We start from the raw sequence: 11182 nt of genomic DNA, 5'->3' as shown, positions 1-11182 counted from the left end.
CCGACCTTCTGCCTCTACTTGCACCACTGCTTGGGCAGCGCGTCAGCGGTCAGGGCCCTTCAACCACGTTGGCCCCGGCACGTCCGACCTTCTGCCTCTACTTGCACCACTGCTTGGGCAGCGCGTCAGCGGTCAGGGCCCTTCAACCACGTTGGCCCTGGCACGTCCGACCTTCTGCCCGTCCACCTACGTCATCTCCTGCTATCCACGTCCGTCCGGGCAGTTCGTCGTGATGCCTACCCACTGCTCTGCCCTCGTGGATCCGTTCCTTGCGATGCCAGAAATCCTAGCCCCCCTTACGGCAGATGTCTATTCTGGCCACTGCAGATTTTCGGTAGTGGCGAAGCCAGGACGAGCTCCCACACCGAAAGGGACAGGTCGGCAACAGCCCGGTCGATGCTGTCGCACAGCTCAACGCACACCAGCAGGCCGGTTTGATCCAGCAGATACCACAGCCCATGAAGCAGACCCACAAGCGACGGACGACCGGTGGCCATGCCCTCGACGCGTCGCCACAGGCGAGCCAGGAACCCCACGGCGGTGGAGTCGCAGAAGAGCCATCATCAGGAGCCCAGGCAACCGACACCACCCAACCGCCCTGACTCAATCGAACTGACACCGCCTCAACAGAAGGCGGTGAACATGGGGCGCGACTCAGCGAAGGTGTGGCCAACCTCGGCTTCAGCGGCAGCGCACTGCCGGACCCGTTCACCGCCCACGCCATGCAGGGCACTCCCGCGGACATGATCAGCGCCAAGACCCGCCGCACACGGCCTCCTCGAGGCCATCCGCGAGAGACACCCACAAACACAACTGCTGGTCGCGTCACCCACCCTGTGCCCAATCCAGGAGGACACCCCAGGCCCCCTCGCACCCGACTTCGACAGCGAGACCTGCGATTCAAGACCACCGGCGATCCAGCCGAGCACGCCGCCGACCGACTCACGCCCGACATCATCCGCGACCCAATCACCAAATCGTCGAACAACGCACGACCGACGACCCAAACCTGCACCACCTCGACGGCCGCGACCTATATGGCGAGACGGACCACGCCGCCCCCGCCGGACACCACCGCATCGGCGAGAACTTCGCGCCCTGAGGCAGGGGCCGGCGCACGGTTCCGGCAGCCCGGACAACCGGTTCGAGCAGTTACCTGCGAAACGCCGAACCACACCCCAGGGCCGCCTGGGTCTCCTTGAGGGAGGGTCTTCAGTCCTTTGTTGTTTTTGATCTTGAGGCCCAAGCTGGCGCCTTTACAATGTAGATCAATAACTTCCGGGAACGAACTCCCACCGGAGTGCACATCCGTTTATGCTGGAGGTGAACAGATGTGCACCTCCTGTCCCCCTTCCCATGGAGAGTCGCAGTGCCCCCTCAGCCAGCCGAGGCGCCTCATCCGCGCCTCCTCGTCGCCGTCCTGGCCTTCTGCGGCGTGGTCGTGGCCGTCATGCAGACACTCGTCATCCCTCTCCTGCCGCACGTCCCCGCGCTCACCGGGAGCACCCCGACCGCCGCGAGCTGGCTGGTCACCATAACCCTGCTCAGCGGCGCCGTCTGCACCCCCGTTCTCGGACGGATCGGCGACATGTACGGCAAACGCAAGGTCCTGCTGGCCTCCCTCGGCCTGCTGACCATGGGATCGGTGCTGTGCGCCGCCAGCTCCCAGATCGGCGTGCTCATCGCGGGCCGCGCCCTGCAGGGAGCCGCGCTCGCCGTCATGCCGCTCGGCGTCAGCATCATGCGGGACGAGCTCGCACCCGGCCGGCTGCTCTCCGCGGTGGCCCTGATGAGCTCCACCCTGGGCATCGGCGCCGCCATCGGGCTCCCCCTCGCCGCACTGGTCGTCGAGAACGCCGATTGGCACACCATGTTCTGGGTCTCGGTGGGTCTGGGTCTGCTCGACATCGCACTGGTGCTGCGCTACGTGCCCGAGTCACCGCTGCGCGCCGGCGGCCGGCCCGACGTCCTGGGCGTGCTCGGCCTCTCCGCCTCCCTGGTCAGCCTGCTGCTGGCGGTGACCCAGGGCGGCGACTGGGGCTGGACCTCCACTCCCACCCTCGCCCTGCTGGCCGCCGCCGTACTGATCGGGTTGCTCTGGGGAGCCCACGAACTGCGCGCCCCCTCCCCCATGGTCGACCTGCGGGTCTCCGCGCGGCCCGCGGTGCTGCTGACGAACCTCGCCGCCCTGCTGATCGGCTTCGCCTTCTACGCCAACTCGCTGGCCACCGCGCAACTGGTGCAGGAGCCCACGAACACCGGGTACGGCCTGGGCGCCTCCATCGTCGTCAGCGGCCTGTGCCTGCTGCCCGGCGGTGTCGCGATGGTGTTCCTGTCCCCCGTCTCCGCCAGGATTTCGGCCGCCTACGGCCCCAAGGTCACCCTGGCGGTCGCCTCCGCATGCATGGCCGCCGGATACATGGTGCGTTTCTTCACCAGCCACCAGCTGTGGACGATCGTCCTCGGCGCGACCGTGGTGTCCGCAGGCACCGCCATCGCCTACTCCGCCCTGCCCGCGCTCGTGATGCGCGCGGTGCCGGTGAGCGAGACCGGCGCGGCCAACGGCCTCAACACACTGATGAGGTCGATCGGCCAGGCGGCGTGCAGCGCGGTCGTCGCCGCGGTCCTCGCCCACGTCACCTTCCAGGTCGCGGGCCGTACCGTGCCGACCCTGGGCGCCTACCTGACGGTCTTCGTCATCGCCGGGGCCGCCGCGCTCCTCGCTCTGGCCGTCACTCTGTGTCTACCGGGCGGACAGGCTCCGGCCCCGTATACCGTCGGGCAGGACCGTACGGCGGGCGCAGCCGAGCGCCCACCGGCGGCGCTCGCCCAGGAGAGCAGCCCATGAGCGTGCACACCACCGGAAGGCAGACCGAGGAATCCCGGGACACCGGAACCCGCAGCGGCCGGGACGCGATCCTGCGCGCCGCCCGGCGGGCCTTCACCCTGCGCCCGTACGCCGAGGTGACCTTACGCGGCATCGCCACGGACGCGGGGGTGAGCGCCTCGCTCATCGTCAAGCACTTCGGCAGCAAGGAACAGCTCTTCAACACCGTCGCCGACTTCGGTCCCGACACCGACGAGCTCTTCGCGGCCCCCCTTGAGGCGCTCGGCAGGCACATGGTGCTGACACTGGTGCGCAGCCGCCGCGAATTCCAGCGGGATCCGATGCTGCGTGTCGTGTTCTCCCTGGGCAACACCGATGAGCGTTCCCTGCTGCGGGACCGCTTCCACGAGCAGGTCACCGCGCGGCTGACCACGCTGCTCCCCGGCCAGGACAACGCCCTGCGGGCGGAACTGGTCGCGGGCCAGTTGCTCGGGCTCGGAGCCACCCTCGCGCTGCACCCCTCGGGCGCAGCAGCGCAGGCCGACGCCGAAGGCATCGCCGACCTCTACGCACCCGCGCTGCAACGCCTGATCACCGGCTGATCCGGCCCGCTGATAGCTTTAGGGCGTAAGGAGACGGGAGGGAGCCACAGGTGGTCGTCTTCGCGGGCCAGGGCGACGCGCGCCGTTCCATGGCTCTGCTGTGGCGTTCCGCCGGTCCCGCCGAGGAGTCCCGGCCCGGTCCGAAACCGGGACTCAGCGTCGATCTGATCGTGGACACGGCGATCGCCCTCGCCGACGCCGAAGGCATGGCGGCGCTGTCCATGCGGGCGGTCGGCGAACGGCTCGGACGTTCGGGAATGGCCCTCTACACCTACGTCCCCAGCAAGGGCGAGCTCGTCGACCTGATGTACGACCGGGTCCTGGGCGAGCTGCCGACCGGCTACGGGCACGAGGAGGGCTGGCGGGCGGCCCTGACGGTGTGGGCCCGCGACACCTGGGAGTTCTACCTGCGCCATCCCTGGGTGCTCCAGGTGTCGCAGGCCAGGCCCGTACTCGGTCCCAACGAGTACCTCAGCCTTGAGACGCTGGTGCGCATCCTGCGTGAGACCGGCCTCGACGCCCCCCGGATCCGGGGGGTCGTCGGCACGCTGTTCCACTTCCTGCGCGGTTCGGCGGGGACGGTCTCCGAGGTACGGCAGGCCCCCGCCGCCACCGGCGTCTCCGACGAGGAGTGGTGGCTCGCCCGTTCGGCCACGCTGCTGGAGATCGCCCCCGGCCTGACCGAACGGTTCCCCGCCGTGGCCTGGCTCGAAGGCGCGACAGCCGCCACCTCCTCGCAGGACGACGGTCTGCCCTACCTCGAACGTGAGGCCAGGAAGAGCTTCGAGACCGGCCTGGCCGTACTCCTCGACGGCATCGAGGCGACCGTCGCGGGCTGACACCGCTGTTCCGGCAGCACGTCCAGCCCTATGGCGAGGTACCGCTGGACGCCGCCAAGCGCCTGTTCCTGGAGAGCCGCAGGAGGGCGCCGGCCGCCGGGATGCCGGTCAGGCGGCAGCCGGTCGCTCCACGTCCTGGCGTGACGGCGGTTCGTGCTGATCACCACTGCCGCCACGGCCGTTCTCGCACCTGCTCTGTTTCGCCGTGGTGGCAAGCGGCGCGACCGGCGGGCTCAGTTCCAGGTCGCCCGCTTGAGAATCGTGCCGAGCCGGCTGTCGCTCCACCGGTCGAAGATGAGGATCTTCGACGTGGGCAGGTACCAGATCCGCTCCTGGTAGGAGACGCCGGTCCTCTTGGCCGACTGCGTCGTGCAGCCGACGCGCCAGACCCGGTAGGTGGCCTGGTGTCCCGCGCCCACCGGGCGGAGGGCACGTGCGACGAGCTTTCCGGGGAAGTCCTCCACGTAGCGCTTGTCGGGCGCGCAGGCCGAGAGCCCGTTACCCGGGTGGTACTGCTCCTTGGGATCGTAGGGGTTGCCGTGGCGGCCCAGGGAGATGCCCTCCGGCCCGACGAGGTAGAACCCGCGGCACTCGACGGCGAGCCGGTCGCAGCCGCCGGTCTTGACGTGGATGCCCCACATGTCTTCTTTTCCGACTTTCCAGGTCTTGGGAATCTGGAGCGTCATGCCGCGGAAGGTCAGCGGCTTGGTCGCCACGCTCTGCGCGGGCGCGCCGGTGAACAGGAGAGAGGCGGTCACAACCAGGGTCGTCAACATGATCCCAAGGCTAGGAAAGCCCGCTTGTGGCTCGGCTGCAACGCTCTTGTAGCGCGCTCGAACGGCCGCTCCGAGCTCCCGGCACCGTTCCTTCCGGGCCCTCCGGTCGTTCGCCAAAGGCGAGCGCGTTTCGAGGGAAGCCCTGAAGAGCCTGCGCATCGGGCTGACCGGCCCCGACCTGTTCGCCGTCCTCGGCTCCCTGCCCGGGCCGCCGAGCGAGTTCTCGGTGGACGACAGGCCCGCCGAAGGTGCGTGAGCGGTGGCCGGCCGGTGTCGATCGGCTCATCGCTCACCACGGCTTCGGCCCCGACAACGGCGTCCGCGAGGCCGCGGTCGAAAGCGGCTACCGGGAGGCGTGCCCCGGGCGGACCGCAACTACCTCGGCGCTCCGGCCGGCATCCGAAACCACCGCAGGAAGGCCCGGCACCAGGACCGTCTCGCCGTGGAGACCGCCGGGCCGGGCTTCGGCTCACCCGGCGGTGCCGTGATCGACAACGTCCTGCACCGGCTTACCGCCAACGGCTACCCGATTGATCCAGACGCCCCGGTCAAAGGCCCTTCAAGACACGCTCAAGTGCCGACCGGCCTGCGGGCCCCCAGTTCGGTTTGCCGCCGGGCAGACCACGGTCCCCGTTCTGGCCCATCAGCATCAAAAACAGGCTCTTCATCGCGGCCAGCCCACGCGCCCGTCGGATCGTCGCCTCATCCGCCTGTGCGTAGCCGTTGAAGAACCGTGAGGCACCCCCTGTGGGGAGCAGCACCCAGGCGGCCGCAAGGTCCCATGCCGGGTCGCCGGCGAACACGTCGCCAAAGTCGACGACGCCCGCCAGTGTGCCGTCCGCCACGACGACGTTCGCGGGATGCAGGTCACCGTGCACCCACACCCGCGGGCCCTCCCACTCGGGAGCCGCGACCGCGTCGTCCCACACGGCCCGGATGTCGTCCTCGGCAAAACGCCCGAGATCCACGGTCCGCAGGAAGTACTCGAAGCCGTCCGTGCACTCCCTGGGATGGCCGCCACGGTCCGAGGCGTCCGGCGCGTCGGCGGGCGCCTCCACATGCAGCGCCTTGAGGAAGGCCGCCAGCATGTCGGCCGCGTGGTCCCCGCGGGTGATTGAGCCGTGGTCCAGCGGTGTGCCTTCAACCCATGTCATGACGGTCCAGATCTTGGGGAAGCGTTCGGACGGTGCACCGCTTCGCACCGGGGTCGGGATCGGAAGCGGCAGCCGCGAGGCCAGCACCGGCAGCCAGCGCCGCTCCTTGAGCTGCGGATCGGGGCCGTTGTCCATCCGCTGCATCCGGACGACCAACTCCTCTCCCAGGCGCCACATCTGGTTGCCCCAGCCGCCCGCCACCTCGCGGATAGGCAGCTCGGCCAGATCCGGATGCTGTTCCCGCAGCAGGTCACGGACCAGGTCTTCGCTGATCTCAATCTCGGATTCGATCATGCGAAGTCACAGTACTTGAGGTAGGCGGAGCCAGCCCTGCCTTGGGAGGATCCGGCTCCCGGTTCGATCTCCCAGGTTCTCGTGGTGCCCGGTGGTCCCGGGCACGCACCGACTCAAGGGGGTTGCGCCTTCCAGCTCAATGCCCCCGAGCCCGCCTTTCGCCGCCGCAGCGGTGGCGAAAGGCGGCATCCTCGTCGGCTCTCCGTCGGCGACGGGGAGCCGTCGGCGGCCGGCTGCTTGCCGATCACCCGGGGCCGGTCATCAGCTTGAGGATCTTGGCACCTGACATCCGTGAGTGTCACCGCATGCCGGGCACCGCGGAGAGAACGACGGACCGGACAGGCACCTTGACATGCCGATCACGCCAGCTAAGTTCCCCGATAAGGAAACTTTCCTAACAGTACGAGGTATCGACCTCGCGGAAGGAGCCAGCGCGTGAAAGTAAGACGTGCCGCCGCCACCCTCTCCGGCGGCGCTCTCATCGCCGCTGCCGTCGTCACCGGCGTTGCCACGCCCGCCCATGCCCTGCCCGACTCCTGTTCGATCTCCTACGGGAGCGACGGGTCCATCAGCTCCTACTGTTCCACCGGTACCGGCTACCACCAGATCGTTGTGTCTTACTGCTTCGTCAACCCGTGGGTCAACTACTGCGGCTCGGACTCGGGGCAGAAAGCCCCCGTCGGCGCCACCTCCACCGTCAGGCCTCCCGGCGGCGGGGCGATCAGAGGCGTGACCGTCTTGAAGTCAGAAAGCTGAACAGGCCCCACCGATCTCCAAGGAGACGGACGGGGCTCGCGTGTGGATCAAGTGTCATCGCCGTGACACCGGCGCCTCCGCCAGGTGACCGAACACGTCCGTGATCAGCCGTCAGGAGCGGTATCGGCCGGTGTCCCGGTTCCGCCGACGACCGAGGCGGCGCGCCCGACGAAGTGCGCGCCGCTGTCACGTACACCGCCGGCTCCTGCCAGGCCGGAACCGGTCTTTCCCGAGTACTACGGCAACCCCCTCCAGCGGTGGGCGAACACGCCGTGATGAGACGGCGGCCGCGGAGCCCCGGCTGCGTGAAGAGGCCATCGGTCAGACGTCCCCGAACATGCGGTTCCTGTCGCTCTTCGGAACATCAAGAGCACGAAGTGCCCGGTTCAGGGAGCCTTCCTCAAAACCGAAATGAGCCTTCATCGCGGCCTTGATGTCGTTGATCTGCTGGAAGAGCCGCTGTGGTGACGACTGTGAATCGTCGAGGCTCGCCTGGAAGTCGGCGAGCAGGCGTGCGAGGACCTCATGCTCACGCCCCAGGCGGGCGATCGTGGGCTCCAGCTCGGGCATCTGCTGCAGCAAGGCCGGGAAGAAGTCGCTGTCCTCGCTGCGGTGATGGCTGCCCAGGGCGGAGCAGAAGGTGTAGCAGAAGTCGCGGAGCTCGGGTTTGAGGCTCTGGGCGCGTTCGCCGGAGCGGATGGCCCTGCGGGCGTCCTCCAGCGCCTTTTCCAGGCGGTGGTGGACGTCCTGTAACTCCCGATGCCAGGCGAAGACGCGGTTGCGCAGCATGACGGCCCTCAGCGGAAGTCGTCGGCGTGCTCGTCGGCCCACCGCGCGAAACTCCGGGCGGGCAGCCCGGTGAGTTGCTCGACGACGGGCGACACGGTGGCGGGCGTTCCGGCGGTGACAGCCCACATGGTCAGGAGTTCGTCGACGACGGAGCCCGGCATGCCGTAGCGGGACATCCGCTCGCGGGCCTGGTCCGGTGTCTCCTCGACGAGGGCGAGCTCACGGCCCAGCGCGCGGGCGAGGACGCCGACCTGCTCGCGGAAGGTCAGCGACCGCGGCCCGGTGAGCGAATACCGCCGACCCGCGTGTCCACCCCTGAGCACGATCGCGGCGACGGCGGCGAGGTCGGCCTCGTGGACGGGAGCGGTCGCCGCGTCCGGGTACGGGACACGGACCGCGCCCTGGTACCGGATCATGTCGCCCCAGTGCCGCAGCGCGTTGGAGGCGTACGCGTTGGGCCGCAGATGGGTCCATTCCAGCCCGGCGTCGGTGAACGGCCGCTCGACGTCGGCGGGGTCGTCGTCGAGCCCGGAGACCACCACGACCCGCTTGACCCCGGCGCGTACGGCGGACGCGGCGAACCCGCCGGCCGCCCGCCCGGCGGAGAACAGGTACACCGCTTCCACGCCGGTCAACGCCCGCGCCAGCGACGCCGGCTCGCCCAGCTCACCGCCGACCACCTGAACGCCGTGCGGCAGGTTCGCGGTCTCGGGACGGCGGCTGAGGGCGCGCACCTCCGCGCCGTCCCCGCGCAGCGTGGTGAGGAGGTGCCGCCCCACCGGACCGGTCGCTCCGGTCACCAGAATCATTCCTGCCGTCCTTCCGTCGTCGGCGCCTGGCCGCGGTCGTTCGCGGCGAGCAGTTTCGGCAGCTGCTCCAGCAGGCTCTCGTGCCAGGCGATCTCGGCCCGCAGGCGTGCCGTGGTGTGGTCGAAGGTCATCGGCTCCAGCCCGCGCAGGTACGGCTCGGCCTGCTCACGCTGGTGCCGCCAGGCCGTCAGCCGGGCGACCAGCGCCTCACGCCGGTCTCCGATCAGTGCCCGCAGCTTCTCCTCGGTGAGGTCGTCGGCGTAGTGCAACGCGAGATCCACCGGGTCGGGCCGCAGCCGTACCTCACGCAGTGTCCGGTCGCGCAGCGCGATGAACTCCTCGCGCCCGGCCGCGGTGAGCGCGTACACCGTCCGCGCCGGGCCCGCCGCCTGCTCGGTGCGGACCACCTCGATCGCGCCCTCGGCGACCAGCCGGTGCAACGCCCCGTACAGGGACCCCACCTTGACGTCGGTCCACAGTTCGGTGCGGTCCAGTTGCGCCTGCCTGCGGATCTGATGCCCGTGCATCGGACCGCGCAGCAGGGCGCCGAGCACGAACATGCGCGTGTCGCTCACCCGACTACTCAAACACGAGTAGTCCCAACTAGTCAAACGCGAGTAGTCGTGCCCGCTCAGGCCCCGGCACCGGCCGCAAAGCCGGGACGGCACAGCGGAGACGGACCGCGAACCGACCTTCGCCGAGAAGGCCGGGAGCCGCGTCGAGGTGCGGCCGGAGTCCGCCAAGGCGCCGGACCGCACCGGCGGCCCGGCCCGCCGGGAGCCGGACGCCCGACCGGTACACCGGCGGCTGAAGCCAGGGCCAAGCCCGTCCCCGTCGTCGCGTTCACCCGGAACGGGCGACGATCCCCGAGGGTGGCCCGCGCCTGCCACAGGCCACCTCCAGGACCTCCCCGACCTGCCGTTTCACCCCTCCCACCGATCTCGGCCCAATCTATGCACTTGATGTTGCACGCACCGCGTGCATAATGAGTGCACGAGTGTACCGGCCGACGTGCCGTGTCCCGCCAGGCCGGTGCGGAGCTCATCCGAGAAAGACGAGAGGTCACATGTCATGACGAACCTGCTGGATCCCGCAAAGCTGAACACCGCCATCGAGAACGTCCACCGGGCCGGGGTTCCGGGCGTGTTCGCCGAGGTGCGCGCCGAGGACCAGGTCTGGCGCGGCGCCGCCGGGGTCGCCGACCTCGCCGTCGGCCGCCCCGTCACCGCCGACATGCGGCACCGTGTCGGCAGCGTCACCAAGACCTTCACCGCCGCCGCGGTCCTGCAGCAGGTCGAGAGCGGTCGGATAGGACTCGACGCACCGATCAGGCGCTACCTTCCGAAACTGGTCCCGGGCGCACGAGGTGATGCGATCACGGTCCGGATGCTGATCAACCACACCAGCGGCCTCGCCGAATACCTCCCCTACGCCTATCCCTCCCTCGGGCCGTTTCCCGCCCTCGCGGACACCAGGCCCCAGAGCCTGGACGACCACCGGTTCACCCGGTTCGATCCCGTCGAACTGATCGAGATGGGGGTCGCCGCGCCCGCCTTCAGCGCCCCGGGCGGCACGCCGGGGCTGTACTCCAACACCAACTACCTGCTCCTCGGCCAACTCCTGGAACAGGTGACCGGCACCACGGCCGAGAAGTACATCACTCAGAACGTCGTCGAACGCGCCGGACTCCAGGACACCGGGTTTCCCGACGGGCCGCACCTCGGCGGGCCGCACTCGCAGATGTACGAAGCGTGGTTCGGCATGATCGACCCACCGCGGGACTTCAGCGTCTTTGACATGTCATATGCGGGTGTGGCGGGTTCGCTGGTGTCGACCGTGGCGGATCTCAACCGCTTCTTCGGCCTGCTGTTCGACGGCGAGATCGTCAGCCGGTCGTCGCTGGCGCAGATGCGACGCACCGTCACGGTCATCTCCCAGGAGGGCAAGACGATCGAGTACGGCCTCGGGATGTATCCGATGAAGGCCCCCGGCGGCACCACCTTCTGGGGCGGCGGCGGCACGGTCTGGGGCGCCGGAACGATCTCCATGACCAGCCCCGACTCCAAGCGGCAGATGTCCGTCGCGATCAACCTGCAGAGGTGGAGCAGGCTCGACTCCTCGGGCAAGCCGCAGCCCCACGCCATCGACGACGCGCTCACGGCCCTGTACGGCCTGGCGATGAACGGCTGACCGGGCCGGAGAACGCCGCTTTCACCGCGGCACGTCCCACACGGTGACACCGACGAAGGCATGCCACTGCCTCGCCCGCCCCGGCCCGCACCGAGCCGTGGAGAAGCCGTGGAGACGGCGGTCGGCACGCCCGCACTGCTCCGCGA

10 protein-coding genes are annotated in these 11182 nt (G+C 69.3%); 5 read left to right on the top strand and 5 right to left on the bottom strand.

The annotated features are described in order from the left end of the window. Nucleotides 1-1369: 1369 nt before the first annotated feature. The 3 genes from ACIBVQ_RS34245 to ACIBVQ_RS34235 are packed head-to-tail and all read left to right on the top strand — an operon-like array spanning nt 1370 to nt 4268. Nucleotides 1370-2848, top strand: a complete 1479-nt coding sequence (locus ACIBVQ_RS34245) for an MFS transporter (RefSeq protein WP_399182634.1) — start codon at nt 1370-1372, stop codon at nt 2846-2848. Then, a complete protein-coding gene (locus ACIBVQ_RS34240) occupies nt 2845-3429 on the top strand; it encodes a TetR family transcriptional regulator (protein ID WP_352013352.1) in 585 nt (194 codons plus the stop codon). The genes ACIBVQ_RS34245 and ACIBVQ_RS34240 overlap by 4 nt, the downstream gene beginning before the upstream one ends. Before the next feature lie 50 nt (nt 3430-3479). Beyond that, on the top strand, nt 3480-4268 hold the full coding sequence (locus tag ACIBVQ_RS34235) for a TetR/AcrR family transcriptional regulator (protein ID WP_399182632.1): 789 nt from the start codon (nt 3480-3482) through the stop codon (nt 4266-4268). 233 nt (nt 4269-4501) lie between these two features. On the opposite strand, the gene ACIBVQ_RS34230 is transcribed toward ACIBVQ_RS34235, so the two are convergent. Together ACIBVQ_RS34230 and ACIBVQ_RS34225 are read right to left on the bottom strand one after the other, a co-directional pair. Continuing rightward, nucleotides 4502-5044, bottom strand: a complete 543-nt coding sequence (locus tag ACIBVQ_RS34230; RefSeq protein WP_362778833.1) for a hypothetical protein — start codon at nt 5042-5044, stop codon at nt 4502-4504. A gap of 548 nt (nt 5045-5592) precedes the next feature. After that, nucleotides 5593-6492, bottom strand: a complete 900-nt coding sequence (locus ACIBVQ_RS34225) for an aminoglycoside phosphotransferase family protein (protein ID WP_399182629.1) — start codon at nt 6490-6492, stop codon at nt 5593-5595. A gap of 435 nt (nt 6493-6927) precedes the next feature. Here ACIBVQ_RS34225 and ACIBVQ_RS34220 point away from each other — a divergent pair, with 435 nt between their 5' ends. Continuing rightward, nucleotides 6928-7248, top strand: coding sequence for a hypothetical protein (locus ACIBVQ_RS34220; protein ID WP_352013347.1), 321 nt, complete (start codon nt 6928-6930; stop codon nt 7246-7248). 321 nt (nt 7249-7569) lie between these two features. Here the strand turns inward: ACIBVQ_RS34220 and ACIBVQ_RS34215 are convergent, their stop codons facing one another. From ACIBVQ_RS34215 to ACIBVQ_RS34205, 3 genes are read right to left on the bottom strand one after another with little or no spacing between them, the layout of a single operon-like run. Next, nucleotides 7570-8037, bottom strand: coding sequence for a hemerythrin domain-containing protein (locus tag ACIBVQ_RS34215; RefSeq protein ID WP_399182627.1), 468 nt, complete (start codon nt 8035-8037; stop codon nt 7570-7572). 8 nt (nt 8038-8045) lie between these two features. Beyond that, a complete protein-coding gene (locus ACIBVQ_RS34210; protein ID WP_399182624.1) occupies nt 8046-8846 on the bottom strand; it encodes an NAD(P)H-binding protein in 801 nt (266 codons plus the stop codon). Continuing rightward, nucleotides 8843-9421: a PadR family transcriptional regulator gene (locus ACIBVQ_RS34205; RefSeq protein ID WP_352013344.1), complete on the bottom strand. Its 579-nt coding sequence runs from the start codon at nt 9419-9421 to the stop codon at nt 8843-8845. The genes ACIBVQ_RS34210 and ACIBVQ_RS34205 overlap by 4 nt, the downstream gene beginning before the upstream one ends. Before the next feature lie 496 nt (nt 9422-9917). Between ACIBVQ_RS34205 and ACIBVQ_RS34200 the strand changes: the two genes are divergently transcribed. Continuing rightward, entirely contained in the window at nt 9918-11036 is a 1119-nt protein-coding gene (locus tag ACIBVQ_RS34200) for a serine hydrolase domain-containing protein (protein WP_399182622.1), read from the top strand. Nucleotides 11037-11182 lie beyond the last annotated feature (146 nt).

It is taken from the genome of Streptosporangium sp. NPDC049376 (assembly GCF_044466505.1).
Taxonomy (GTDB): domain Bacteria; phylum Actinomycetota; class Actinomycetes; order Streptosporangiales; family Streptosporangiaceae; genus Streptosporangium.
This window is presented reverse-complemented; position numbering and strand designations above follow the sequence as displayed.